Annotated in this window: 24 protein-coding genes and 1 tRNA gene; 16 read left to right on the top strand and 9 right to left on the bottom strand. The window is 62.3% G+C overall.

Annotated elements, in window-relative coordinates; all coding sequences use genetic code 11:
* The first annotated feature begins 21 nt into the window (after window positions 1–21).
* Together FJ490_RS28365 and FJ490_RS28355 are read left to right on the top strand one after the other, a co-directional pair.
* Window positions 22–294, top strand: coding sequence for a DUF4242 domain-containing protein (locus tag FJ490_RS28365; protein ID WP_140500909.1), 273 nt, complete (start codon window positions 22–24; stop codon window positions 292–294).
* Window positions 295–712: 418 nt separating this feature from the next.
* Entirely contained in the window at window positions 713–1,210 is a 498-nt protein-coding gene (locus FJ490_RS28355; RefSeq protein WP_140729334.1) for a hypothetical protein, read from the top strand.
* 272 nt (window positions 1,211–1,482) lie between these two features.
* Here the strand turns inward: FJ490_RS28355 and FJ490_RS28345 are convergent, their stop codons facing one another.
* Entirely contained in the window at window positions 1,483–2,343 is an 861-nt protein-coding gene (locus FJ490_RS28345) for a restriction endonuclease (protein WP_140672141.1), read from the bottom strand.
* 1,838 nt (window positions 2,344–4,181) lie between these two features.
* Window positions 4,182–5,744, bottom strand: a complete 1,563-nt coding sequence (locus tag FJ490_RS33675; RefSeq protein WP_348641020.1) for a type IIL restriction-modification enzyme MmeI — start codon at window positions 5,742–5,744, stop codon at window positions 4,182–4,184.
* A 257-nt stretch (window positions 5,745–6,001) separates the two neighbouring features.
* Between FJ490_RS33675 and FJ490_RS28335 the strand changes: the two genes are divergently transcribed.
* Both FJ490_RS28335 and FJ490_RS28330 read left to right on the top strand, forming a co-directional pair.
* Entirely contained in the window at window positions 6,002–7,402 is a 1,401-nt protein-coding gene (locus FJ490_RS28335; protein ID WP_140513849.1) for a lipopolysaccharide biosynthesis protein, read from the top strand.
* Window positions 7,402–8,682: a GNAT family N-acetyltransferase gene (locus FJ490_RS28330; RefSeq protein ID WP_140525444.1), complete on the top strand. Its 1,281-nt coding sequence runs from the start codon at window positions 7,402–7,404 to the stop codon at window positions 8,680–8,682. The genes FJ490_RS28335 and FJ490_RS28330 overlap by 1 nt, the downstream gene beginning before the upstream one ends.
* 576 nt (window positions 8,683–9,258) lie before the next feature.
* Here the strand turns inward: FJ490_RS28330 and FJ490_RS28325 are convergent.
* A complete protein-coding gene (locus FJ490_RS28325; RefSeq protein WP_140500900.1) occupies window positions 9,259–9,492 on the bottom strand; it encodes a polymerase in 234 nt (77 codons plus the stop codon).
* 335 nt (window positions 9,493–9,827) lie between these two features.
* Here FJ490_RS28325 and FJ490_RS28320 point away from each other — a divergent pair, with 335 nt between their 5' ends.
* Window positions 9,828–10,028, top strand: coding sequence for a hypothetical protein (locus FJ490_RS28320; protein WP_140525443.1), 201 nt, complete (start codon window positions 9,828–9,830; stop codon window positions 10,026–10,028).
* A gap of 181 nt (window positions 10,029–10,209) precedes the next feature.
* On the opposite strand, the gene FJ490_RS28315 is transcribed toward FJ490_RS28320, so the two are convergent.
* Both FJ490_RS28315 and FJ490_RS28310 read right to left on the bottom strand, forming a co-directional pair.
* Entirely contained in the window at window positions 10,210–10,419 is a 210-nt protein-coding gene (locus FJ490_RS28315) for a hypothetical protein (protein WP_140500898.1), read from the bottom strand.
* 283 nt (window positions 10,420–10,702) lie between these two features.
* Window positions 10,703–10,787, bottom strand: a tRNA-Leu gene (locus tag FJ490_RS28310).
* Between the two features lie 327 nt (window positions 10,788–11,114).
* Here FJ490_RS28310 and FJ490_RS28305 point away from each other — a divergent pair.
* Window positions 11,115–11,702 carry a YqaA family protein gene (locus FJ490_RS28305; protein WP_140500881.1) on the top strand — a complete coding sequence of 196 codons (588 nt, stop codon included), beginning with the start codon at window positions 11,115–11,117 and terminating at the stop codon, window positions 11,700–11,702.
* Between the two features lie 84 nt (window positions 11,703–11,786).
* A complete protein-coding gene (locus tag FJ490_RS28300) occupies window positions 11,787–12,305 on the top strand; it encodes a disulfide bond formation protein B (RefSeq protein ID WP_140729332.1) in 519 nt (172 codons plus the stop codon).
* A 364-nt stretch (window positions 12,306–12,669) separates the two neighbouring features.
* Here the strand turns inward: FJ490_RS28300 and FJ490_RS28290 are convergent, their stop codons facing one another.
* Both FJ490_RS28290 and FJ490_RS28285 read right to left on the bottom strand, forming a co-directional pair.
* Window positions 12,670–13,227, bottom strand: coding sequence for an HNH endonuclease (locus FJ490_RS28290; protein WP_023677956.1), 558 nt, complete (start codon window positions 13,225–13,227; stop codon window positions 12,670–12,672).
* Between the two features lie 130 nt (window positions 13,228–13,357).
* On the bottom strand, window positions 13,358–13,999 hold the full coding sequence (locus tag FJ490_RS28285) for a DNA-3-methyladenine glycosylase (protein ID WP_140500879.1): 642 nt from the start codon (window positions 13,997–13,999) through the stop codon (window positions 13,358–13,360).
* Window positions 14,000–14,073: 74 nt separating this feature from the next.
* Here FJ490_RS28285 and gluQRS point away from each other — a divergent pair, with 74 nt between their 5' ends.
* Together gluQRS and FJ490_RS28275 are read left to right on the top strand one after the other, a co-directional pair.
* Complete coding sequence (gluQRS, locus tag FJ490_RS28280; RefSeq protein WP_140633263.1) at window positions 14,074–14,943, top strand: tRNA glutamyl-Q(34) synthetase GluQRS; 870 nt, start codon at window positions 14,074–14,076, stop codon at window positions 14,941–14,943.
* A gap of 150 nt (window positions 14,944–15,093) precedes the next feature.
* Window positions 15,094–15,990 (top strand): DMT family transporter, encoded by an 897-nt coding sequence (locus tag FJ490_RS28275; protein ID WP_140500877.1) that lies wholly within the window; start codon window positions 15,094–15,096, stop codon window positions 15,988–15,990.
* 105 nt (window positions 15,991–16,095) lie between these two features.
* Here FJ490_RS28275 and FJ490_RS28270 read toward each other — a convergent pair whose 3' ends face one another.
* A complete protein-coding gene (locus tag FJ490_RS28270; RefSeq protein ID WP_140500876.1) occupies window positions 16,096–16,947 on the bottom strand; it encodes a YihY/virulence factor BrkB family protein in 852 nt (283 codons plus the stop codon).
* A 58-nt stretch (window positions 16,948–17,005) separates the two neighbouring features.
* On the opposite strand from FJ490_RS28270, the gene FJ490_RS28265 reads away from it, so the two are divergent.
* The 7 genes from FJ490_RS28265 (at window position 17,006) to FJ490_RS28235 (ending at window position 22,414) form a co-directional block, all read left to right on the top strand.
* The gene (locus tag FJ490_RS28265; RefSeq protein ID WP_140729331.1) at window positions 17,006–17,872 is read left to right on the top strand and encodes an SDR family oxidoreductase; all 867 of its coding nucleotides are present in this window, start codon (window positions 17,006–17,008) and stop codon (window positions 17,870–17,872) included.
* Window positions 17,873–17,896: 24 nt separating this feature from the next.
* On the top strand, window positions 17,897–18,088 hold the full coding sequence (locus FJ490_RS28260) for a twin transmembrane helix small protein (protein ID WP_140500874.1): 192 nt from the start codon (window positions 17,897–17,899) through the stop codon (window positions 18,086–18,088).
* 25 nt (window positions 18,089–18,113) lie between these two features.
* Window positions 18,114–18,695 carry a cob(I)yrinic acid a,c-diamide adenosyltransferase gene (locus tag FJ490_RS28255; protein ID WP_140500873.1) on the top strand — a complete coding sequence of 194 codons (582 nt, stop codon included), beginning with the start codon at window positions 18,114–18,116 and terminating at the stop codon, window positions 18,693–18,695.
* Between the two features lie 31 nt (window positions 18,696–18,726).
* A complete protein-coding gene (locus tag FJ490_RS28250) occupies window positions 18,727–19,539 on the top strand; it encodes a rhomboid family intramembrane serine protease (protein ID WP_140560186.1) in 813 nt (270 codons plus the stop codon).
* 177 nt (window positions 19,540–19,716) lie between these two features.
* Complete coding sequence (locus tag FJ490_RS28245; protein ID WP_140525441.1) at window positions 19,717–20,466, top strand: electron transfer flavoprotein subunit beta/FixA family protein; 750 nt, start codon at window positions 19,717–19,719, stop codon at window positions 20,464–20,466.
* A gap of 20 nt (window positions 20,467–20,486) precedes the next feature.
* Window positions 20,487–21,416: an electron transfer flavoprotein subunit alpha/FixB family protein gene (locus tag FJ490_RS28240; RefSeq protein WP_140558136.1), complete on the top strand. Its 930-nt coding sequence runs from the start codon at window positions 20,487–20,489 to the stop codon at window positions 21,414–21,416.
* A 119-nt stretch (window positions 21,417–21,535) separates the two neighbouring features.
* Complete coding sequence (locus FJ490_RS28235; RefSeq protein WP_140500869.1) at window positions 21,536–22,414, top strand: 3-hydroxybutyryl-CoA dehydrogenase; 879 nt, start codon at window positions 21,536–21,538, stop codon at window positions 22,412–22,414.
* A gap of 33 nt (window positions 22,415–22,447) precedes the next feature.
* On the opposite strand, the gene FJ490_RS28230 is transcribed toward FJ490_RS28235, so the two are convergent.
* Window positions 22,448–24,343, bottom strand: a complete 1,896-nt coding sequence (locus FJ490_RS28230) for a PAS domain S-box protein (RefSeq protein WP_246672791.1) — start codon at window positions 24,341–24,343, stop codon at window positions 22,448–22,450.
* Between the last annotated feature and the right edge of the window lie 179 nt (window positions 24,344–24,522).

Genomic DNA, 24,522 nt, shown 5'->3' with positions numbered 1-24,522 from the left:
GTCACAAAAGGAAGCCACTCCATGCCTCGCTATCTGATCGAACGGACATTCCCCGACGGGCTCAACGTGCCGACGAACGACGTCGGCGCGACGGCGCTCGGCGGCATCATCATGCGCAACGCCGAGAAGGGGGTCACCTGGCTGCACTCCTTCGTGTCGCCCGACAGGAACAAGAGTTTCTGCATCTACGACGCCCCCTCGCCGGAAGCGATCCGCAGCACGGCGCAGAAGAATTCGCTACCGGTGGACAAGATCACGGAGGTGAGGGTCCTGGACCCTTACTTTTATCGCTGACCCTATGGACCAAGGATGGAACAATGAGCGTGAGATCGTCCTGGGCAGCGATGGGTGTCGGCTTACCGTGCTGTTTCCTCCCGAAACGGCAGCCGCCGTCGTGGCGTTCGACCATGCACCCTCCCGGCGTGGTCTCGCATCGCGGATTGTGTCCGCGCTGCTCGCGCCGTTGCGAAGCCGGCGCAGGCGCCTGCCACCGCAAGACGATTATTTAAGGCGGGACGTCGGTCTGCCGGAGCACGAGACGCGGCGGGACTACTGGGAATACTGGTGGTGGCATCAATGAGACCGCCGCCCGGCTAGAGACGGACGGATCGGACCCGTCCCGCAACTGACAATCCAACGCGCAGGCAGGGCAGCAGGGCCTTACTGGCCGGTCCTGCCGCCTGCGCGTCACCAACAACCAATGGAGAATAAAATGAAAGTCAATTTCTGGCGCCTTGCCGCGCTGTCCATCATGGCGATCGCCGCCACTGCGGCATCTGCGGAGAGTGGCAATCGGCTGGCCGCCGAGGTGCGGGCGGCCAACGGCCGCTTCGTGAATGTCGCGGCGGCCACCGCCGAGGGCTATGCGCCGATTCCCTGCGCCAGCGGCATCACCGGCGGCGCGATGGGCATTCACTACGTCAACGGCGCCTATCTTAAGGATGATGCCGTCGACCTCGCCAAGCCGGAGGCCGTGATGTACGAGCCGATGGCCGATGGCAAGCTGAAGCTGGTGGCCGTCGAATATATCACCGCGAAGGGTCCCGCGTCGCTCGAAGGCCAGCTGTTCAACTTCGACAGCGCTCCCAACCGCTACGGCCTCGGCCCCTTCTACGAACTTCATGTCTGGGCCTGGAAGCCGAACCCGACCGGCGCCTTCGCCGACATGAACCCGAATGTCTCATGCGATGCCATGAAAAAGGCCGACTGACGGCAAAGGCCTGCCGGAACAGTGCCGGCAGGCCTTTCAGGCGTGGCGAGGAGAAATCATGATTGAGATCGGTACTTCCTGGCAAAGCTGCGCACCAGGGGGCAAGGCCAGCCGCAACGAAGCCTGCCCCTGCGGTTCCGGCAAGAAATACAAGCACTGCCACGGGGGCTTTCACGTAAAGGCGCAGCGCTTTCCTTCTCCCCGTCACTATACGGGGAGAAGGTGCCCGAAGGGCGGATGAGGGGCGGCGCCGGCGGTCCAGATTGGCGTCGCTAAAATCCTGCGAATGCCGCCTCGTCGACGGTCACTTCCTCGACCATCTTCACCCGCACGCCGACCTTCTGATCCTTGAGCAGATCACAAAGTCCGTCGCCATCAATCAGGTCGATAGCCGGAGCTCCGTCGCGCACTGCCTCTCGACGAGCATCCGCGGTAAATGTTCCTGTGGTGATAACAAGGCCTTTGTCGGCGCGGCCAACCATCGCGCCGCGAAAGTCGCGCACAACGCCTGCGCCGACCGAACCTTTCCAACGCTTGCATTGGAAAAGCACGTGAAATGAAAGGAGGTTAACCCGCAATACGCCCGTGCCGTCTATGCCACCGTCGCCGCTCCTTCCGGTGACTTCGACCTTGATAAAACCCGCCTCTCGCAGAAGCCGCTGGCACAACCGCTCGAACGCCGCCGGATCGAGCGCCAGAAGAATGTCGAGCAATTGCTCTCGCCAGTCCTTCAAAGCGATACCAGCTGCTTCCGCTTCAGCCTCCACCCGCTCAGGGGCAACGACAACTTTCGCCTTGCGCAATGCCGCGTCGGCTCGCCTCACACGCCGTACAATCTCGTCCGGATCAAGTGATAGCGACGCACGGCCTTCCGCCGTGAGAGCCCACACGCCGCGCTCGCTGTTGTTCGTAAGGCCTGCGTTCTTTAGCCAGCTTCGCGCCCACGCGCAGCGGTAGTCGAATTTCGACCGTGGCCCGTCGCCGACCAGCGCCGCCCGCGCCGCGTCGGAAACGTTCATCAACGCGGCCGTCTTGTCGTCGATTTCTTCGATGGAAGCCGAACCGCCGAGGGCGTCCAGCGCCTTGAGAACCGGCACAAAGAATTCTGCGAAAGGAGGAACAACCGCTTTCATCCCCCCATCCTCATGCTACCTTGCGCGAAGTGTACTTGCCGTCAGAAAGTGGCGTCACCCGGCCATAGCGAGCCAGCGTGAGAAGCACCTGCGCCACCCGTTGCTCGATCTTTTTGCCGCCACCCTTGAACGACCGGGAGATGGTCGCGGCGTCGAGTGGGACTGCACTTGCTGAGAGCAGCGCTTCTACAGCCAGCGGCTGCTCGTATCTGTCCTTCGGGAAGGCCGGCTTGCCGGTATCGATCGCCACCACACCTTCGCCGAGGTCCAGTTCGCCAGACTCCGCAGCCTTGCCCTTGGCAAAGCGTGGTATCTGGTAATCGGGCCTGAGCCAGCGCACATGGCCCGCTGCCTCTTCCTTCACGCGTTCGGCGTTCAACGCCACAAGTTTTTCAAGAATCTGTTCGTCGGACAGATCTGGCGACCAGCCGTAGGCTTCTGCCGTCAGGCGGTCGATCGTGTCGTGTATTTCCTTTAGGATCAGCACCAGTCCGCGATCTTTGATGTCTTCATCTTTATCTGTAAGCACCTCGCCAGCCTTTAGCTTTTCCAGAACGTTGTACAAACCGGTCAGTGTCAGATCGGGATAATCGGCCAATACTTTCTTCCTGACCTCGTCGAGGCTTTCGCCAGCGTCGCTGAGTTTTTGGCGAAGAACGTCAGAAGGAGCTGGAAAGGGGAACAGTGTAAAACAGGACGTATTGTAAACCGGCGTATTGGCCTTTCCCGCACGGCCTCCGACCGCAACAGTGAAGATGGAATGAGCCCTTGAAGAAAGCACCGCCAACACAAATGCGTCCTCAGTTGCAACAACTCGGAGCTTCTGATCCGGCAAAATGCTTTTCGGCAAAAATACGAAGTACCTTTGGGGGGAATTCTCCAACGTCACAACAAATCGTGACCGATCTACCAGTGCTTGCCGTAGCTCAGATCGGTTTGCCTCAAATTTCCAGAATTCATCTCGGAGTCTAGGATTTCTTTCCTTTTCTCGTTCCGGCTTCACTTTTTCGAGGATATAATTGTAAGCGTCTGGGAGATCCTTTCGCAATTGGTTTTGATCAAACGAATTGACGTCGATGACATACAAACCCCTCCAGCGCTGTCCGACGTCGTGCCCGTTCATAATTGCAGGTGAATATCTCTCTCGATCCGCTTCATTAGGAAAGAGGACGTTACGGGCCTTAGCGTCGATATGAAGCGCGCGTGAGTATGGCTTGACGCCAGCATGGCAAATTCCGAGATTCGCCTGCTGTTCATGCATTGTCGTGAGATTCGGGCCGACAGCTAGGTTCGGCCCGATGTTTTCGAGATTTATCTCTCTGTATCCATCATTTTCTCGCCGCGCGCCAGCAACCCTGTCGTGGTCAGGCGCAAGCATCAAGAGGCTAGGCCCGCTAGCTCGGTCCACAGTGATGAACGCAACTCGGACACTTGCTCCGTCATTGGCTGACGGCCAATCATGGTCTGGTATGGCAAAACGGATGAACCACCGGGTGGATAAAGCGTTTCGTAGAACGGCATTGTTCTGACTGAGTCGAATGCGACTAGTTGACACGAATCCGATTCGACGAGCAATGCCACTCTTTGCAGCCCGTATCCAGAAGAACAATATCAAGTCGGCAGCTTGCGTGAACTCGCGATAAAGTGGCTTGAGCTGATTTACATAACCATCCGAAAGTAATCCTCGCATATCTCGATTGGAGATGAACGGCGGGTTTTCCACTATGAACTCCGCATCTGGCCAGTCCGGCCACCTTGCATTGGGAAACGTCTCTAGTCGCTTGCCTTCTCTTTCAACGACCTTGGGCACTGGATAACCATCCCATGTCAGGACCGCATCATAGCCTTCGCGATGGCCGAAATTGATGTTTTTGAATGCCCGTAAAATCGGCTCCGCCGGATGGCCGGTCCGGGTGCGATAATGCTGTTGCAGATAACCGATCCAAACCACCAAGTTCGGCAATGGCTGCCGCGCGCGGATTGAGTTCCAACCCGAGGAACTGATGCGGATCGACCGTCTCCCGCTCCAGCCCAAGGCTTTCATTGAAGCCGAGGCGGGCTAGCGTTTCCAGAACCTCGCCTTCGAGCTTCTTCATCAGTTCGAGACTGACATAGAGGAAGTTGCCGGTGCCGCAGGCTGGGTCGAGCACGCGCGTCAGGCAAAGCTGATGATGGAAGCCCCGCACGATTTCGATCGCCTTGGCGTCATCGTGCGCGTCCTTGGCGGCCTCGGCCTTGGTCAGCGTTTTCTGCCAGTCGCCGCGTAGCGGCTCCATAACAGTTACCTCGACGAGCCGCTGCACGTAGGAGCGTGGCGTATAATGCGCGCCGAGCTTCTTGCGCTCGCCCGGCTCCAGTGCTTGTTCCAGCAGAGTGCCGAAGATGGCTGGATCGACCTCGGTCCATTTCGCCTTGGCTGCCTGCAGCAACTCGCCGATTTCTTCGCGACCGAGTGGAAACGCCCGCGCATTCTTGAAGAGATTGCCGTTGAAATAGCGAAGCTCGGTACGAAACGCCGAGAAGAAGCGCTTCTTCTGCACCGGTTCGTCCATCTTCGCCCACAGTTCCTCGATCAGTGGCACGAATGCCGAGGGCGATTTCACGCAATCCTCCAGCAGTTCGGTGAACGAGCCTTTCGGCAGCAGGTCCACATCCTCCGCGAACATCGTGAAGATGCAGCGCATGAGGAAATGCGCCACCTCCTCGGCCGCATGATTTTTCTCCAGCGCCTTGCTGACTTCCGCCAAGCGTTTGGCGATCTCGCGTGTAACCCGCGCCGATTCCTTTGCAGGATCGAGGCTTGCCGGATCGGTCCAGATACGTGCGAAAAGCTCGCGCGTTTCCTGATGCCTCAGGTCGTCGAGGTAGACGCGAAAACCCTTACGGTCTGGAAACTGGCTATAGGCGCGGCCGGTGCCGGTAAAATCGGCGAAAATCTCGAAGGCATTGCCGACGTCGCAGGCGATGACAAAGGGCGGCGCGGGGTGGCTGGCATCGAGCAGATAAACGTACTCCTCCGCCTGCTTGCGCGCATTCTGCATCATCACGTCCCAGCCGCGCGCGACGCTGCGCTTGCCGAGTTGTTCCGGTTCCTCAGCGAACAGCGCGCCCTGTCCTGGAATAGCATTCTTCGCGCCGGGCAACCGCGATTGTTTGGCTTCGAGTATGAAGCAGCCCTTCTTATAAAGATCGATTCGTTTGGAGGAGGCGATCTCGTCGCTCGCACGCCTTCGCACCGCGCGCTCGAACACGTAATCATTGTGTTCGCGTTCGGCACCGGAGGGCTCAGGACGCGGAACGCCGATCACGTCGCAGAACTCGGACAGGAACATCTGGTAGTTGGCGCGTTCCGCGCCGCCTTCCCGGGCTGTCCATCTGTGGATAAATTCTTCTATTTGCACGTATTCCCCCACTGGTTGCGGAGAAAAACAGAATTCGTTTTCAACAGCAACCGCACATTGGCGATATAGCTCTCGATAGGAATGCGTCCGTTCGTCTTCAGCCCACTTTCCCCAACCCGGCGCCGCCCCTCATCCGCCTGCCGGCACCTTCTCCCCGTATAGGGAACGGGGAGAAGGGAGCTCCCCACCCACCCTTTCTTAAGGTGTCTCCGCTACACCAAAGCCTGAAAAGAAGCGGAGAACGGAGAACAATCGGGGTGCGCTTTTCCGCGGCCACGACAGCCGGGCGGTTCTTGCCGCAGCGTTTGGCGCTGCGCGTGGAGCCGTTGCTTGGCCGCGTCGACGCCGTGCTGTTCACCGCCGACGAGCGCGGCGAGGCCGGCCGCATGTCTGTCATCGCCTTTTCCATCCGCATCGTCAGCGCCGTCATCGCCTTCGTCAGCCAGGTGCTGATGGCGCGCTGGATGGGCTCGTTCGAATACGGCATCTTCGTCCTTGTCTGGGTGACCATGGTCATCGTCGGCAATCTCGCCTGCCTCGGCTTCCACACCTCGGTCATCCGCTTCATTCCCGAATACCGCGAGCGCGGCCTCATCGACGAGTTGCGCGGCATCGTCGTGGCCAGCCGCCTGTTCGTCCTAATCGCCTCGACGGTCATCGCGGGGCTCGGCGCGCTCGGCGTGTGGCTCGCTTCGTCATGGACTGAAAACTACTATGTCCTGCCGTTCATCCTCGGCGTCATCTGCCTGCCGATGATAGCGCTGTCGGATCTGCTGCAAGGCCAGGCCAGGGCGAACAGCTGGGCGCTGTTCGCCCTGGCGCCGACCTATCTGATACGGCCCGTGCTGATCCTGCTGTTCATGGCGCTGATGCTTTTCGCCGGCTACGCGCCCGACGCGAAGACCGCGATCTTCGCCTCGATCGCCGCCACTTACGTCACCACGCTCGCCCAGCTTATCGGCGTCACCCGGCGCATGGAAAAGCAGATTCCGGCCGGGCCGATGAAGGTGCATTTCGCACAATGGTTCATTGTCTCGCTGCCGATCTTCCTGGTCGAAAGCTTCTTTTTCCTGCTCACCAATGCCGACGTGCTGATGGTCGGCGCCTATATGGACCCCAACGACGTCGCCGTCTATTTCGCCACGGTCAAGACACTGGCGCTGGTGCATTTCGTCTACTTCGCCGTCAAGGCAGGCGTCGCTCAGCGCTATGCCCAGTTCACCCATGGCGAGCCGGAAAAGCTTGCCGCCTTTGCCCGCGAGACGGTGTCGTGGACCTTCTGGCCATCGCTCGCCATGGCGCTGCTGGTGCTGGCGCTTGGCAAACCGATGCTGATGCTGTTCGGTCCCGAATTCACATCGGGTTATCCGCTTCTGTTCCTGCTCGTCTTCGGCGTCGTGGCGCGCGCCGCCGTGGGCCCGTGCGAAAGCCTGCTCACCATGAGCGGCAACCAGAATGTCTGCGCCGCCGTCTATGCCATGACGCTGGCCTTCAACATTGGCCTGAACGTGGTGCTGATCCCGCTCTTCGGCCTGTGGGGCGCCGCAATGGCCACCGCCTTCGCCATGATCTTCGAGGCCGGCGCGCTGTCCTTCACGGTCTGGCGCAAGCTCGGCATCGTCATGGCGATCTTCGTGCCAGCCAAAGGAGCCGCGTGATGGCCGCCATCCCCTTGCTCGAGGAAACCAGCGGCGGCCCCGCCGGCGCCATGGTGTCCGGCCTTGCCGGACTGGGGCGTGACACCGACCCGGCCCATATCGAGATCCTCGCCAACAACCGGCCCGAGCGGAAACTGGCCATCTATCCGGCGTCGGCCGGGTTCGACCTCGTCGAGGAGCTGGATTATCTGTGCGCCCGCACCATCGAGCCCAACGTCTTCTTCAACCCGCGTTTCCTCGCGCCCGCAATGCCCCGGCTGGAAGACCGCGAGGTGCGTCTGGCCGTCATCCGTGACGGCGATGAATACCGCAACCGGCTACGCCTTCTGGTGCCGTTCTCGGTGGAGCGGCCGGTGGTGCCGCTCGGAGTTCCGGTCATGCGCACATGGTCGAGCCCGTTCGGCCCGCTCGGCACCCCGCTGGTCGACCGCGACGATCCGGTCGGTGTCCTCGAGGATTTCTTCTCGATGCTGTCGCGCCCGCATCTGAAGCTGCCGAAAGTGTTCGTCCTGCCCGACATCAGGCTCGACGGCGCGGTGGCGAGCCTGGTTGCCACTGTGGCCGAAACGCGTGGCCTGATGTTGGTCACCACCGGTCACGCCCAGCGTCCGCTGCTCGAGAGCGAACGCGACGCCGAGGACTATCTGAAGGCTTCGCTGCGCGCGCACCATTACCGCGAGTTCCGCCGCCTCAAGCGGCGGCTGGGCGACCTCGGCAAGCTTGAACATGTCGTGGCGCGCGGCCCCGACGAGATCCGTCACGCCATCGAGAGCTTCCTGACGCTGGAGGCGGCCGGCTGGAAGGGCCGCGAGCGCACGGCCATGGCGATCGACCGCTACCGCGCCGCCTTCGCCCGCGAGGCCGTGCACAGGCTGGCCGAGCAGGACCTGTGCCGCATCCATTCGCTGACGCTCGACGGCCGCACCATTGCGTGCCTGATCGTCTTCGTCGAAGCCGGCGTTGCCTACACCTGGAAGACGGCCTACGACGAAACTCTGGCCGGCTATTCGCCAGGCACGCTGCTGATGATCGAGGTGACCAGGCAGCATCTCGACGACCCCAACATCATGATGACCGATTCCTGTGCCGTGCCCGACCATCCAGTGATGAGCAGGCTGTGGACCGAGCGCAAGCCGATGGGCACGCTGGTGATCGGCCTGACGCCGGACGCCGACCGTCTCGCCCGCCAGGCGGCCTCGCAACTGCATCTCTACCGGGAGACCCGCAACATGGCCCGCCTGCTGCGCAACCGGATGAAGAGCCTGCTCAAGAGACGATAGACGCGCTCGCATCTTCTGGATCGCGTGGATGCTTGCTTCAAGCCTGAGCATTTGGTTGCTTCATGGGATAAACAGTCACTGTATTGATAGCGTTTATTCGCCAGCGCCTGCTTGAGCAACAGTCACAATCTTTCAACAAAGCGCGACAAAGGTGATGCGATTTTGGGTATAATTCATGTCGCTTGCCGGCGGCGCATCCGTTTTTCTTCAGCGCTTTTCCTCGTGGCGGACATCAGAATTAGCTAATTCATTCGAACATATAAAGGACATTCACGGAACTTAAGTGGTAACATAAGACCTTTGGGACCAGACCCTGGGACTTTGGTCCGCCTTCACGAAATCCGGCAGCGAGCATGAGGCTAATCTTCATTGCTCTTCAGGAACTTGAAACGGCCGACCAGATCTAACTTGAGCCACTCGTCCTCATTCTTCCCCGTCGCTTTCGGCGGTGGCGCGCGGATTGCGAGGAACAGGCGCTGAACGCGAGAAATCCACCTGCCGGAACCAGCGGGTGAGCCGCCATGGGAAAGCTGCCGGCGCCAGAATCCTGGACGCGTAGAAGCCCGCCACGGAGCCCTACGGGGACGGTCTTGGGCGAGCGAGCGCCATGTCGAAAGTGTCCGGCAGGTGAGGATGCGCGCCGGTCCGTCTCACCGAAGCCGTGGTCATCGCGTCGACCGGGAGAATAATCGACATGCGAGCATAGTGGTCCGGCCACAGCGGCTTTCCAAACAGGAAGAACACGATCGCGAGAAAACAAATCAGCAGCAGGACGGCGAAGGTGTTCGCGATGATCTCGCCAAGCTGCATGTCTTTCTCCCCGAAGTCGGACACCCGCCGCTCGCAGCAACGGCGGGCGTCCAGGGACCGTCGATGAAGGGACTTTACTCGACGGCTTCCACGCCAATGAGGAACGGCGGCTTATGTTCAGGGTTTAGGACCAATGCGTCGATGCTTCGGACTTCAGTCCCAATTGCGGGTCCGAGGAGAAGGAGACAGTCTGCCTTTCGCACCGGCTAAGCCCTCCACCAAGGTACCTGACAGCCGGGAGCACAGCCCGGCCTGCTCGCCAAGTGCCGAACCTACCGCCAAAAGCAGGCCGGGCTCCTTCTGTCGATAGTCAAGATCGTCGCCCAACGGGGAAAATGACCAGCTACAAGGTGGAGGAAATCCTGGGCGAGAGAATTATCGGCACGCACGAGGTGGCGGCTTCAAGTCCCGCAGGGGCTGCCAGACGGGCAACCGGTCATCCGATGCAACCCCGCATTCCAGGCGCGCTGTTCGTTCGGGTCACCAGAGAGGACGGCACGGTCGCCGAATTCAGCTTCGCGGGATTTCCTTGTTGAACCCGGATGCCGTCGGATAGGACGGCACGAGTGGCGTTTCTTGCGACTATGGCCGGTGTCTACGCCGACCCATTGGCGCGGTTCGGCATTGAAGGAACCCGCTCGCTCTGACCCTTTGTATTCACGTGAATTCCGAAGCTCGTCGATGAATCGTTTCGACGCGACTTGCACCAGAATTGCGTTAGCGTCCCAGCGGCTGTCTGGATGCCGAAACCAATTCGTCTTCGTCCCTGATCCCGGCCATGTAATTCGCGATTATGCGGGATGAAATCGCTTCGCGTTGCTGGGCCGATCGGGCGTCGAGCTTCAGCCTGTCGAACACGCGGCCAAGCAGGGCCACTTCGGAGGAATCGAAGACGCCAGCCTCCTGAGCTTTCTGACGAATCGGCATGAGTTCCTCCCTTTCAGATAAATAAGCAACAACTGATGCAAGGGGCAATCTCAAGGCCTGATATATCCACACCGAGGAACGGTCAGGCGGCCAACATAGGTCCTGAAGCGTGAAAGCGGCTACCGCATTGGACAGGCCGTCCTGCACCCTGCCGAGCCGCTCCCGGATGTCGCTCTTGCGATATCGGCTTTAAGCGGCGCACGACAAACTCGAGCACCATATCCGCAGTGCCGAAACGCCGATCGGGAAATTAGCGGCAGACGCATCGAAGCGGCGACTGAAATGGTGCCCCTAGCCGGGATCGAACCAGCACTCCTTGCGGAACTCGATTTTGAGTCGAGCGCGTCTACCAATTCCGCCATAGGGGCTCAGGCCGGGCGGCCTGGATGGCGCGGACTATACGGTTGGAGGCCTGTTCGTCAACTGGCCTGTTGCCGATAGCCTGCGGAGCCGCGACCAAACCGCCCCTTTCGGTTTCCTGCGGGCACTGCCATTGTGCGGCGCGGAAAATCTTTCTAGACAGGCGTCGTGTCGAAGCGCCTGGCGTCCGGAAGAAGGAACGCGGCGCGCTTCGGGTCTTGGTTTCACGCATGCACCTGTTTCATCCATGCCCCTGGTTTTCTGCCTGCCCTTATGCCGGCCACGCCGTGCATGTGGGCGCCGTGCGGTAGGCATTTACGACATTAGGAGAGCCGATGCTTCGCGGACTGTACGACTGGACCTTGTCGCTGGCGGCGCGCAAATCCGCCGAATGGTGGCTGGCCTTCATCGCCTTCGTCGAGAGTTCCGTGTTCCTGGTGCCGGCCGACGTGCTCTATCTGCCGATGGCACTGTCGCGGCCTGATCGCGCCTATCGCTATGCGCTGATCGCCACCGTCGCCTCCGTGCTGGGCGGCATCGCCGGCTGGTTCATCGGCCACTACGCCTACGACGCGCTGGCGCGGCCCATCCTCGAATTCTACGGCAAGTATGACGAGTTCGAGGCGCTGCGCGTCTCTTCGGGCATCGGCTTCATCATCTTGATGCTGATCACCTCGGGCGCCGCCCATCTGCCGCCGATCAAGGTGGTGACGATCCTTTCGGGGGTCATCGGCGTCAATCTTTTGCTGTTCATCGCGCTGGCAATCGTGGCGCGCGGCGGGCGCTTCCTGCTCCTGGCCTGGCTGCTGCGCCGCTATGGCGAGCCGATCCGCGAGTTCATCGAAAAGCGCCTCGGCCTGATCGCGGGTGCGGCGGCAGCCGCCCTGATTTTGCTCTATATCCTGGTCAAATACGCCTTCTGATTCATGTCGCCCAAACCGCGCGGCGGCGTGGCGACATGGACCACAAGACCGGGCGAGCGGCGAACATAACGGACGAAAGACCCCATGACTGCGACCATGACTGCCAACACCGGACGCCAGCGGACCATGACGGCCCTGTTCCTTGCCGTAGCCATGGCCGCCACTGTCGGCTCCGCGCTCGCCTTCCAGTACATTGGCGGCTACATCCCTTGCCATCTCTGCCTGGAACAGCGCACGCCCTACTATATCGGCGTGCCGCTGATGCTGCTGGCGCTGCTTGCATCGGCGCTGCACGCGCCGGCATGGGTGGTGCGCGGCTTGCTGGCCATCGGCGGCCTGCTGATGCTCTATGGCCTTTATCTCGGCATCTATCATGCCGGCGTGGAGTGGGCCTGGTGGCAGGGCCCGGCCGATTGCACCGCGGGCGGAGGCCCGGTCGACACCGGCGGCAAAGGCGTCCTCGACGCGCTCGACAAATTCGTGCCCCCGTCCTGCGACAAGGCCGCGCTTCGCATTCTCGGCCTGTCGCTCGCCGGCTGGAACGCCATCGCCAGCCTTGTCCTCTCGGCCATCGCCTTCCGCAGCGCGCTTTCGCGCGACTGAGTCCGTTCAACCGAACGGCACGACAAGAGTTCGAGCAGAAATCCGGCGGGCCGAGTCGGATAGCGCGGCTTTCGACGTCCGAGCCAGGTCGACCCCCACTCCGTCTCGGCTCCGCCGAGCCACCTCTCCCCCGATCGACGGGGGAGAGGAATGGCGCGAACCTATTGCCTCAGGCTCCTTTCCTCTCCCTCCGGAGGGGGGAGAGGTGGCGCTGCGAAGCAGCGACGGAGTGGAGGAAGCCGGTCCTCAAAACGCGAAGCCGCTGATAAGTGAGCGCGGCCGAGCTGGTCCGATATCAGGGTATGTCAGACTATCATGGAGACAATCGCTTCAGACGGCCAGCGTCCCGAATTCTCGGACGATCTCAGGGTTCGAGTTCGACATCCCAGTACAGATAATCCATCCAGCTTTCATGCAGATGGTTGGGCGGGAACAGACGGCCATTATTGTGCAGGTCGTGCACCGTCGGCTGGTAGGGCTTCTGCAACGGCCACATCTTGGCATGGGCCGGCATCATGCCACCTTTCCTGAGATTGCAGGGCGAACAGGCGGCGACGACATTCTCCCACGTCGTAGCACCCCCGCGATGGCGGGGGATGACGTGATCGAAGGTCAGATCGTCGGGCGTGCCGCAATACTGGCACTGGAAGCGGTCGCGCAGGAAGACGTTGAAGCGTGTGAAGGCTGGATGCCGCGACGGCTTCACATAGGCCTTCAGGCTGACGACGCTCGGCAGCTTCATCGAGAAGGTCGGCGAGGACACCGCGTGCTCGTATTCGGCGACGATGTTCACCCGTTCGAGGAACACCGCCTTGATGGCGTCCTGCCACGACCAGAGCGACAGGGGGTAATAGCTGAGCGGACGGTAATCCGCATTCAGCACCAGCGCTGGAAGCCCATCCGGAGATACGGCAACCGTCACGTCGTTGGCCTCCTTGGTTCTCTAACCTGAATGGCGCGGATACTGTAAGCCCGACATGACAGGGATGTGAAGCGGATTGTCACGCGTCCGAAGGCACAAAAAAACGAGATTTTGATGCTTTTTCGCGTTTTCAGGCCGGGGGTGCGGCATCCCTGCCCTTCAATTCGCGATAATAGGACCAGAAAAGCCGCGATGCGACACCTCTCCATGGGCTCCATGATTCGGCGAGTTGGATCAGTGTTTTCTCCTGCGGACGCGGGTCGATGCCGAGCGCATGGCCGACGGCGGTCTGGAGCGCGACATCGCGCGCCGGGAAGATGTCGGGATGGCCTGCGGCGAACAGCAGATACACCTGTGCCGTCCACGGACCGATACCGGGCACCGCCGTCATGGTCGTGATTGCCTCGCCGGCGTCAAGCGAACACAAATGATGAAGATCGAGGCCGTCCGCCACCGCCTGGGCGGCGGCGAGGAGGCCGCGTTGCTTGGGTCGCGACAGGCCCGCCTCGCGAAACATGTCCTCGCCGGCGGCAAGGATCGCCAGCGGCGTCAGCGGGTCGACCAGTTTCGTCAGCCGGCCGAAGATCGCATCGGCGCTGGCGCGCGACACCTGCTGCGAGACGATGATCGAGGCAAGGCTCAAGAATCCCGGTTGGGAAAGCCGTAGCGGCACCTCGCCCGCCATGCCGCGGATCTTTTCCAGCCTTGGGTCGATCGCGCAAAGCGCGTCGAGCCCCCGGGCGATGTCGTCCAATGTGGCGATACGTTGCATGCTTTCTTGTTCCTGAACCGGCCGCACGGTAGCAATTGGCAAAACCGCCGCACAACCCGATTGCCGCTCAAGAGATGACACTCCTGACATTCCGTTTCGCGCCCAGTCCCAATGGCGAACTGCATCTCGGCCATGCCTTTTCGGCGCTGCTCAACCAGAAACTGGCGCGAGCGGTCGGCGGCCGCCTGCTGCTGCGCATCGAGGATATCGACACCACGCGCTGCTCGCCGGAATTCGAGGCGGGCATCTTTGCCGACCTGAAATGGCTCGGTCTTGCCTGGGAACAGCCTGTACGACGGCAATCCGAGCACTTCGCCTGTTATGAGACGGTGCTTGACCGGCTGATCCGGGAGGACCTTGTCTATCCCGCCTTCATGAGCAGAAGCGAGATCCGGGCTTTCATCACCGAGAGCGAAAAGCGCGACTGGCCGCGCGATCCCGACGGCGTGCCGGTCTATCCCGCCGTCGACAAGGCTCTGCCGGCGAAGGAACGCCAGCGCCGCATTGCCGAGGGCGCTCCCTTCGCCTGGCGGCTGGATGTCGATGCGGCGATGGCACGCGTCGGCAAGGATTTGTCATGGAACGAATTTTCAGACGAATCGCTTTCCGCGACGCGCGTCGTCGAGGCCCGCCCGCGCGATTGGGGCGACGTGATCGTGGCGCGCCGCGAAATCCCGACCAGCTATCATCTCGCCGTCGTCGTCGACGATGCGCTGCAGGGCGTCAGCCATGTCGTGCGCGGCCAGGATCTTTATTCCGCCACCGGGGTACAGCGGCTGCTTCAGGAACTGCTTGGCCTGCCGCAGCCAGCCTATTTCCATCACCGGCTGATCCTGGGACCCGACGGGCGCAAGCTGTCGAAAAGCCTGAAGGACACCGGCCTTGCCGTCTTGCGCGAAGCGGGCGTGTCGGCTCACGATGTCAGGCGGATGGTCGGTCTCTGACGCAGGCGAAGGCCGAAGAGACAGCTTGCAGAAAAGGCGGCCGGTTGAATTCCGGTGATGCATGGATCAATCGTTTCGTTTTGCGCGCCGGCTTGAACCGGACTAGAGCTTCGCCACGGCTCAATTCTCATCAAGCGCGGTCCCCGGAAAATGCACAGCGTCAAGCGGCTCATCCCCGCCACTTTCGTCGTCCTGTGGGCGACCGGCTTCATCGGCGCCCGCTATGCCATGCCGTGGGCCGAACCGTTTACGTTCCTGGCTGCGCGCTTCGTCCTGGCGGCGGCGTTGTTCGCCGGCCTGGTGGTCGTGCTTGGCTCCAAGAGAGCCTCCCGCGAAGAGGCATTGCACGCCACCGGGGCCGGCATTCTGATGCATGGCGTCTATCTCGGCGCGGTCTTCTGGGCTATCCACAGGGGCATGCCCGCCGGGCTGTCGGCGCTGATTGTCGGCCTGCAGCCGCTGATCACGGCGGTGCTCGCCGGCAAGTTTCTCGGCGAGGCGATCCTACCGCGCCATTGGGCCGGCCTCGCGGTCGGCCTGGCCGGCGTCGTCATCGTGCTCTGGCCAAAGCTCGGCGCGCTCGGCGGCGGCGTGACGTCAGCCACGTTGACAGCCTCGCTCGTCTCGGTGCTCGGCATGAGCGCCGGCACGATATGGCAGAAGCGTTTTGCTTCCGGCGGCGACCTCGTCGCCGCGACCATGTGGCAATATGTCGGCGGCGCTTCGGTGATGATCGTGGCTTCACTGGCCTTCGAGACCCACACGGTCGTCATCAACGGCGAATTGATCTTCGCCATGGCCTGGCTGGTGCTGGTGCTGTCGATCGGCGCCATCTTCCTTCTGATGGTGATGATCCGCGACGGCGAGATGTCGAAGGTCGCTTCGCTGTTCTATCTGGTGCCGGCGGTGACGGCCGTCATCGCCTGGGCCTTGTTCGACGAGCAGCTCAACGCGCTTCAGATTGCCGGCATGGCGATCACGACCTTCGGTGTCGGTCTGGCAACGGTGCGGCAGACCAAGGGAAGAATTGTAGAAATGAGGAATTGAGGAATTGAGGAATTGAGGAATTGAGGAAAATGGTGCCATCTGGCGCTGGGGGCTTCTTCTTCAATTCTCCAATTCTCCAATTCTCCAGTTCTTCAATTCAGCCGGTCATCCCACCCGCGCGCGTGCCTCGAGATAGCGGCTGATTGCTGCGTTGAGTTCGCCGCCGAGAATGAAGATCGCGGACACGATGTAGAGAAAGACCACCGCGATCATGATCGAGGCAAGCCCGGCATAGGTCGTCACATAGGACGAGAAATGGTCGAGATAGGTGGCGAAAATGGTCGAGCCGATCAGCCATGCGGCGAGCGTGAAGACGATGCCGGGGATCAGCGAGACGAAACGGCGCTTGCCGGCCGGCAGCCAGTAATGCACTGAAAACAGACCGCCGACGATGACGGTCGAGGCGATGACGTAGCGCCACAGCGTGATGGTGCCCGTATAGGGTTTTATCCACTCGAAATGCGCCTCGGCCAGCCGCGCCAGCAATGGCGCGAAGACCAGGAGCACGCTGATCGCCAGGAAGCCTGCCGTGGCGATCAGCACGAAGAAGATGCTCTGCACGCGGCGATAGATGATGCCGCGCGTCTCGGTGACGCGATAGGCCCGGTTGAGCGAGGTGCGCAGCGCCTCGATGCCGTTCGAGGCGAAATAGGCGGCCAGCAGCACGCCGTAGGTGAGCAGATCCGATCGTCGCACGGTGAGCACGTTCAGCACCTCTCGCGCGATCGGTTTGGCGATTTGTTCCGGCCAGGTGTCGAAGACCAGGTGCACGGCCGTGTCGGCGAAGGCTTGCGCGCCGAGGAAGCTCGCCAGCGTGGTGGCGAAGATCAGGAACGGAAACAGCGCCATCAGCGAGGTGATTGCCAGATGGCTGGCCATCGCCCAGCCGTCATCGGTGTTGAAATGACCGATCGCGTCGTAGAGCACGCGGCGCAGGGCGACGATATTCCGCAACAAGAACCGCGCTCCCCTTCGATTGTCTCGACGCCGCGAATATGGGAAGGGAATGCGGCAAATGGCAACCCTTGGTCATAAGACGAATCCGTCGGCACGCGCGTTGCGCGTCATCATCGTCACCGGCGCGTCGTCCGGCATAGGCGCTTATTGCGCGCGGGCGCTCAAGGCGGAAGGCTGGCGGGTGTTCGCCACGGCGCGCAAGCCCGAAGACATCGCGGCCCTGGAAAAGGAGGGCATCGAGGCGTTCTATCTGGACTATCGCGAACCTGCCTCCATCGAAGCGCTTGCGGCTTCAGTGCTGGAGCGGACCGGCGGCAGGATCGATGCTCTGTTCAACAATGGCGCCTATGCGCAAGCGGGCGCGGTCGAGGATCTGCCGGTGGCCGCCTTGCGCGAGCAGTTCGAGGCCAATTTCTTCGGCCGGCACGACCTGACCCGCCGGCTCGTGCCGGTGATGCGCCGCCAGGGCCGTGGCCGGATCGTTCATTGCTCGTCGATCCTTGGCCTGGTGCCGGTACGTTTTCGCGGCGCCTATTCGGCATCCAAACACGCTTTGGAGGCGCTGATGCTCTGTCAGCGCCAGGAACTGGCCGGCAGCGGCGTGCATGTCTCGCTGATCGAGCCGGGGCCGGTGAAATCGAAGATCGCCAGCAATGGCCTCGCCTGGTTTCTCAGGAATATCGACCATGAGAATTCCGTGCATCGCGCGGACTATGAGGCGCAGTTGGAACGGATGCGCACCGGCGGCAGCCAATCGGCGCTGAAGCCCGGGCCGGAAGTGGTCCACAAGGCGCTTCGCCATGCACTTCTGTCGCGGCGCCCGCGCCCGCACTATGTGGTAACAGTGCCCGCCAAGGTCGGCGCCACGCTCAAACGCATCCTTCCGGCATCGATGCTTCACCGCCTGCTCGCCAAACGCGCCTGAACAAGAAAAGGACTGGAAACGCAAATGGCATCCGTCTTCAACATCCTTGCCATCCTGGTCATGGTCGCCGTGGTGATCGTGCTGGTCCGGGGTCTGATCAACATGATGCGCGGCGGTTCCGGCATGACCTCCAACAAGCTGATGCAGACGCGCGTCGTGCTGCAGGCCGTGGCGCTGGCGCTGATCCTGCTGGCCGTGTATTTCACCCGCAAATGAGGACACCGGCCGTTCGGGAGGCGACGTGGTCAAGCTCAACAAGATCTACACCCGCACCGGCGACAACGGCACCACCGGGCTCGGCACGGGTGAGCGGCGGCTGAAGTCCGATCTCAGGGTGGACGCCTACGGCACTGTCGACGAAGCCAATGCCTGCATTGGCATGGCTCGTGTTCACACCGCCCCAAGCCACCCGGCGATTGACGCCATGCTTGCCCGCATCCAGAACGATCTCTTCGACCTGGGCGCCGATCTGGCCGTGCCCGACGACGGCAAGCCGCTCGGCTACGAGCCGCTGCGCATCATTGCCGCGCAGACCGAGCGCGTCGAACACGACATCGATCTCCTCAACAACGACCTCCAGCCGCTCAAATCCTTCGTGCTGAACGGCGGCACGCCGGCCGCCGCTGCGCTCCATCTCGCCCGAACGGTGGCGCGGCGGGCCGAGCGGCTGATGGTGGCGCTCGCACAGCATCCTGGTGAGCACGTCAACCGCGACGGGCTGAAATACATCAACCGCGTCTCCGACTTCCTGTTCGTCGCCGCCAGGGCGGTCAATGACAATGGAAATGCCGACGTGTTATGGGTTCCTGGCAAGAACCGCTGAACTATGCCAAGGCGGGAGAGGCCAGGCACCTATGTTCATCCCGCTCTACGACACCAACAGGCTGCGGCACATCAGGCTGCAATATGTGACGATCGCCCTGATCCTGGCCAACGCGCTGGTCTATTGCGCCACCGCGCTCGGGGGCGAGAATTTCACCAATGCCGCCGTGCTCGGCCTCGGCTTCATCCCCTCCGTGGTGCATGACACGGCAGAGCTCGACCCGCGCTTTATCGTCATTCCCGAAAGCCTGAGCTATCTCACCTACTCATTCCTGCATGCCGACATTTTCCACCTTGGCGGCAACATGCTGTTCCTGTGGGTGTTCGGCGACAATGTCGAGGACGCGCTCGGCCATATCCGCTATCTCATCTTCTACCTCCTGTGCGCCATCGCCGGAGCCGCCTTCCAGGGCCTCATCGCGTGGGACTCGCAGGTGCCGCTGATCGGCGCCTCCGGCGCCATCGCCGGCGTGGTCGTCGCCTACCTGATCCTCTATCCCAGGGTGAAGGTCTGGGTGCTGGCCTTTGCCCGCATTCCGCTGCGCATCCCGGCCTTCATCCCGCTCCTCCTGTGGGTGCTGTTCCAGATCGTCATGTTCGCCGCCGGTGGCGAGGACCAGATTTCCTGGGCCTGCCACATAGGCGGCATCATCGCCGGCGCCGTGCTGGTGCTCGTGCTGCGCAGCCGCGGCGTGCCGCTTTTTGCGGGCGCGGACGAAGAAGCCGCACCCGCCGACCAGCCCGCCGTCGCCGTAGATCCGGCCGTAAACGAGCCGATTGCCGCGCAGCCCGTGCCACGCTGGGGTCGAGGAAGTGCCCCGGCCCCGACTGAACCGATTGAGTGAATTGCCCGACGCCGTGGCATATTGACGTGCGGGTTCGCCGCAACTACGGAAGCGTTTCCGCCCGCCTTTGGCGGTTGAAGAGCAGAATTTCCATCCGGAATGTCGGCTTTCGACAACTCTGACAGGGTTCACGCTGGTATAGCGCGCCCCAACTATCTCAAGAGAGGTGACAGGAAAATGAAGATCCTTGTGCCCGTGAAGCGGGTTGTGGATGCGAATGTGAAGGTTCGCGTCAAGGCTGACGGTTCGGCGGTGGAATTGGCCAACGTCAAGATGGCGATGAACCCATTCGACGAGATCGCGGTGGAAGAGGCGATCCGGCTCAAGGAAGCCGGCAAGGCCGAAGAGATCATCGTCGTGTCGATCGGCCCGCAGCAGGCGCAGGAGACGCTTCGCACCGCGCTCGCCATGGGCGCCGACCGCGCCATCCTGGTCAAGACCGACGAGCAGACAGAGCCACTGGGCGTCGCCAAGGTACTGAAGGGCGTGGTCGAGGCCGAGCAGCCCGGCCTTGTCATCCTCGGCAAGCAGGCGATCGACGATGATTCCAACCAGACCGGCCAGATGCTCGCAGCCCTTCTCGGCTGGGCGCAGGGCACGTTTGCTTCCAAGGTGGTGCTGGAGGGCGACAAGGCCAGGGTGACGCGCGAGGTCGACGGCGGCCTGCAGACGGTTGAGCTGAAGATGCCGGCGATCGTCACTGCCGACCTTCGCCTCAACCAGCCGCGCTATGCATCGCTGCCCAACATCATGAAGGCCAAGAAGAAGCCGCTCGACGAGAAGAGCCCGGCCGACTACGGCGCTGACGTCAAGCCGCGGCTGAAGGTCATCAAGACCGAAGAGCCGGGCGGCCGCAAGGCGGGCGTCAAGGTCAAGAGCGTCGCCGAGCTCATCGACAAGCTGAAGAACGAAGCCGGCGTGCTCTGAGATCGGAAGGAACAGATAAAATGACCATTCTCCTCATCGCCGAACACGACAACGCTACCCTTTCCGACCAGACCGCCAAGGCGCTGTCGGCCGCGCTGCAGATCGGCTCGGACGTGCATGTGCTGGTGGCCGGCAAGGGCGCCAAGGGCGCAGCCGACGCCGCCGCCAAGCTGAAGGGCGTGAGCAAGGTGCTGCTGGCCGAAGCCGACGAGCTTGCCGAGCGTCTCGCCGAGCCGACCGCGGCGCTCGTCGTGTCGCTGGCCGGCTCCTATGACACCATCGTCGCGCCGGCAACCTCGTCGGGCAAGAACGTCGCGCCGCGCGTGGCCGCTTTGCTCGACGTGGCGCAGGTCTCCGAGATCATCGAAGTGGTCTCGCCGGACACCTTCAAGCGGCCGATCTATGCCGGCAACGCCATCCAGACGGTACAGTCGACCGATGCCAAGAAGGTCATTACCGTGCGCACCGCCTCCTTCCAGGCGGCGCCCGAGGGCGGTTCGGCCGCTGTCGAAACCGTCAGCGCTGCGGCCAATCCTGGCCTCTCCTCCTTCGTCGAGAACAAGCTATCGGAGACCGATCGTCCGGAACTGACGTCGGCCAAGATCATCATCTCGGGCGGCCGCGCGCTCGGCTCCTCGGAGAAGTTCCAGGAGGTCATCCTGCCGGTCGCCGACAAGCTCGGCGCTGCCGTCGGCGCATCCCGCGCCGCCGTCGATGCCGGTTATGCGCCGAATGATTGGCAGGTCGGCCAGACCGGCAAGGTCGTCGCCCCCGACCTCTACATCGCCGTCGGCATCTCCGGCGCCATCCAGCACCTCGCCGGCATGAAGGATTCGAAGGTCATCGTCGCCATCAACAAGGACGAGGAAGCGCCGATCTTCCAGGTTGCCGACTATGGCCTCGTCGGCGATCTGTTCGTTGTCCTGCCGGAGTTGCAGAAGGCGCTTTGACGCCCTGCCGCAAAGCGTATTAAATTGTGAGGGGTGGGGTAGACGAAGTCGCCCCACCCTTTTAGTTTGCACCGCACAAAAAGCAGGCCGCAAAGGCCTTTTTCGACGGGATCGGTGTAATGAGCAAGATCGAAACGATCGGCATCATCGGCGCGGGCCAGATGGGCGGCGGCATCGCCCATGTCTCCGCACTTTCGGGCTACAAGGTGCTGATCTACGATATATCGCCCGACCGTATCGAGAAGGGCATCGCCACTGTCAGCGGCAACATGGCCCGCCAGGTGGGGTCCGGCAAGCTCGACGAGAAGCTCCGCAACCAGGCGATGGCGCGCATCGCGGCGGCGCCATCCATGGCCGATCTCGCCGGTGCCGACCTGGTCATCGAGGCAGCGACCGAGGACGAGACGGTCAAGCGCAAGATCTACGCCCAGCTTTGTCCGCAGCTCAATCCCGAGGCCATACTGGCGACCAATACCTCGTCGATCTCGATCACGCGGCTAGCCGCGCAGACCGACCGCCCCGAGCGCTTCATCGGCATCCATTTCATGAACCCGGTTCCCCTGATGAAGCTGGTCGAACTGGTGCGCGGCATCGCCACCGAGGACCAGACCTTCGAGGCGGCAAAGACCTATGTGAAGCAGCTCGACAAGACGATCACGGTCTCGGAGGATTTTCCGGCCTTCATCGTCAACCGCATCCTTTTGCCGATGATCAACGAGGCGATCTACACGCTCTATGAGGGCGTCGGCACGGTCGATGCCATCGACACCGCCATGCGGCTCGGCGCCAACCATCCGATGGGGCCGCTGCAGCTGGCCGATTTCATCGGCCTGGACACCTGCCTGTCGATCATGCAGGTGCTGCATGACGGCCTGTCGGATTCGAAGTACCGCCCCTGCCCGTTGCTGGTCAAATATGTCGAGGCCGGCTGGCTCGGCCGCAAGACCGGCCGCGGCTTCTACGATTATCGCGGCGAGCATCCGGTTCCGACACGCTGACCCGACAGGGTTGATCGCGGCCCTATCGCGGGGCTACGACGCTGCGGCCAGGGGCTTGGGCGTCCCGATTTCGATCCTGTCGTCCGTGGCGTCATTCTCGGGCGCCATGGACACGCATCCGCGACCCGCAGCCTTGGCCACGTAGCAGGCGGCGTCTGCCCTGGCGATGATCTCGTCGACCGCGCCGCAATCTGCGTTGATAGGAGCCAGTCCGATGCTGGCGCCGATCGAATGGGGACGGCCTTCCCAGGTGAAGTCGAGGCCCTGTATCGCATCGATGATGGATCGCGCCGCGATCCTGGCCCCGGCGGCCGAGCCCGACTTCAGAATGACCGCGAATTCGTCGCCGCCCAGACGCGCGACCATGTCCTGCGGACCAAGCACGCCACGCACGGCCTCGGCAACGCGCTTGAGCAATGCGTCTCCCGCCGCGTGGCCGCCTGTGTCGTTGACCAGTTTGAAATGATCCAGATCGATGAACATGAACTGATGTCCGATCCCCTCCTTGCGGGCCTGATCGACCAGTTCTTCCATGGCGCGGATGAAACTCGCGCGGTTGGCAAGGCCGGTCAGCGCATCATGCGCGGCGGCGTGGGCAAGCTGGCGCTGCAGCGCGCGCGCATCGGTGAAGTCCTGGAAGACGATGACCAGTCCGCAGAATTCGTTGCGTTCGTTCATGATCGGCGACACGACCTGCCGGATGCTGCAGCGCGTCTCGTCGCGCCGGATGAGGACGGCGCGGCTGTTCTGGTCATCGGCTCCCTGGCCGCCGATCGCAGGCCGCGCCACGCCGATCCTGTGGCCGGTCTCCTCGTCGACCGCCCAATAGACATGGCCGAGCGTCTTGCCGAGGGCATCATTGCAGGAGACACCGGTCAGCTTTTCGGCGACAGGATTCATGAAGGTGACGCGGTTGGCGGCATCGGTGCAGATGACGGCATCGCCGATCGACTGGAGCGTCACTTTGAGGCGCTCCTTTTCGTCCGCCAGCATGGCCGCCGACACGGCGAGGCGCTCCTCCGCCTGCTTGCGCCGGGTGATGTCGGTCAGGCTGCCTATCGCCCTGATCAGCCGCCCCTCTTCGTCGCGCTCGATCGCCTTGCCGCGGTCGAGGAACCAGAGCCAGCGGCCATCCTTGTGGCGCATCCTGAATTCGGCCTCGAAGAACGGCGTGCGGCCTTCGAGATGGGCGCGGTCCGCCTCGGCCACTGCTTCGCGGTCGTCGGGATGTATCATCGCCAGCCAGTGATCGGGGTCACCGTCGAGTTCCCCGTCGGCGTAACCCAGCATCTTGACCCAGGTCGAGGAATAGTTAGTGCCGCCCCTGCGCTTGTCGAAGTCCCAGACGCCCTGGCCGGCGCCGGCCAATGCAAAGTTCCAGCGCGTTTCGGCCTCGGCGATCCGCGCCTCGGCCTGCTTGCGCGCATCGATGTCCTCTATCTGCGAGACGAGATACAGCGGCCGGCCGCTATTCCCGTCGCGAATGACGGAGCCGGCCAGCCTGGCCCAGACGGGCGTGCCGTCCTTCTTGAGATAGCGCTTCTCGAAATGAAAGGAATCGATCTTGCCGGCCTTCAGGTCTTCCATCGTCTCCCGCCCGATCTCCAGATCGTCGGCATGCGTGAGCTGGAAGAAGGTCAACGCCTCGATCTCGTCGCGGCGGTAGTCGAGCATGGCAGCGAAAGCCGGGTTGGCCTCGAGAATGCGCCCGTCGAGGCCGACGATGGCGACGCCGATGGAGGAATCCTCCATGGCACGGCGGAAGCGCTGCTCGCTCTCGGCGATCTGGCGGCGGTCCTTGCGGATGACGCGCGCGAACATGCAGGCCAGGAGAAGTGCGCCGGCTGCCACACCGACCGACGCCTGCACACATAATTCGAGCGTCTCGGCGCCGGGATCCAGCCGCGACAGCAGGATCGATGCCGTCATCGCCGCTGTCCCGCCCACGAGCAGAGCCAACCCCGCATGTCTGTGCGGCGCCGGCCCGATGATCCTTCGCATTGCCACGATTTGTACCACCCCGTGGGCAATCGCATTTCCCGTGAAAATCCTGACGGATCGATTTTAAGGAAAGGTTGCGTCGGGTATCGGCGATGCCGCCGGCCGGC

It is taken from the genome of Mesorhizobium sp. B2-5-11, assembly GCF_006440835.1.
Lineage (GTDB): Bacteria > Pseudomonadota > Alphaproteobacteria > Rhizobiales > Rhizobiaceae > Mesorhizobium.
Note: the sequence above shows the minus strand (reverse complement) of the source record. Positions and strands in the feature narration are given on the sequence as shown.

Excerpts from the sequence above, each read along its gene's own strand:
- FJ490_RS28365 (WP_140500909.1), top strand. The coding sequence starts at position 22 with ATGCCTCGCTATCTGATCGAACGGACATTCCCCGACGGGCTCAACGTG.
- FJ490_RS28355 (WP_140729334.1), top strand. The coding sequence starts at position 713 with ATGAAAGTCAATTTCTGGCGCCTTGCCGCGCTGTCCATCATGGCGATC.
- FJ490_RS28345 (WP_140672141.1), bottom strand. The coding sequence starts at position 2,343 with ATGAAAGCGGTTGTTCCTCCTTTCGCAGAATTCTTTGTGCCGGTTCTC.
- FJ490_RS28330 (WP_140525444.1), top strand. The coding sequence starts at position 7,402 with ATGGCCGCCATCCCCTTGCTCGAGGAAACCAGCGGCGGCCCCGCCGGC.
- FJ490_RS28325 (WP_140500900.1), bottom strand. The coding sequence starts at position 9,492 with ATGCAGCTTGGCGAGATCATCGCGAACACCTTCGCCGTCCTGCTGCTG.
- FJ490_RS28320 (WP_140525443.1), top strand. The coding sequence starts at position 9,828 with ATGACCAGCTACAAGGTGGAGGAAATCCTGGGCGAGAGAATTATCGGC.
- FJ490_RS28315 (WP_140500898.1), bottom strand. The coding sequence starts at position 10,419 with ATGCCGATTCGTCAGAAAGCTCAGGAGGCTGGCGTCTTCGATTCCTCC.
- FJ490_RS28305 (WP_140500881.1), top strand. The coding sequence starts at position 11,115 with ATGCTTCGCGGACTGTACGACTGGACCTTGTCGCTGGCGGCGCGCAAA.
- FJ490_RS28300 (WP_140729332.1), top strand. The coding sequence starts at position 11,787 with ATGACTGCGACCATGACTGCCAACACCGGACGCCAGCGGACCATGACG.
- FJ490_RS28285 (WP_140500879.1), bottom strand. The coding sequence starts at position 13,999 with ATGCAACGTATCGCCACATTGGACGACATCGCCCGGGGGCTCGACGCG.
- gluQRS (WP_140633263.1), top strand. The coding sequence starts at position 14,074 with ATGACACTCCTGACATTCCGTTTCGCGCCCAGTCCCAATGGCGAACTG.
- FJ490_RS28275 (WP_140500877.1), top strand. The coding sequence starts at position 15,094 with ATGCACAGCGTCAAGCGGCTCATCCCCGCCACTTTCGTCGTCCTGTGG.
- FJ490_RS28265 (WP_140729331.1), top strand. The coding sequence starts at position 17,006 with ATGGCAACCCTTGGTCATAAGACGAATCCGTCGGCACGCGCGTTGCGC.
- FJ490_RS28260 (WP_140500874.1), top strand. The coding sequence starts at position 17,897 with ATGGCATCCGTCTTCAACATCCTTGCCATCCTGGTCATGGTCGCCGTG.
- FJ490_RS28250 (WP_140560186.1), top strand. The coding sequence starts at position 18,727 with ATGTTCATCCCGCTCTACGACACCAACAGGCTGCGGCACATCAGGCTG.
- FJ490_RS28245 (WP_140525441.1), top strand. The coding sequence starts at position 19,717 with ATGAAGATCCTTGTGCCCGTGAAGCGGGTTGTGGATGCGAATGTGAAG.
- FJ490_RS28240 (WP_140558136.1), top strand. The coding sequence starts at position 20,487 with ATGACCATTCTCCTCATCGCCGAACACGACAACGCTACCCTTTCCGAC.
- FJ490_RS28235 (WP_140500869.1), top strand. The coding sequence starts at position 21,536 with ATGAGCAAGATCGAAACGATCGGCATCATCGGCGCGGGCCAGATGGGC.
- FJ490_RS28230 (WP_246672791.1), bottom strand. The coding sequence starts at position 24,343 with ATGACGGCATCGATCCTGCTGTCGCGGCTGGATCCCGGCGCCGAGACG.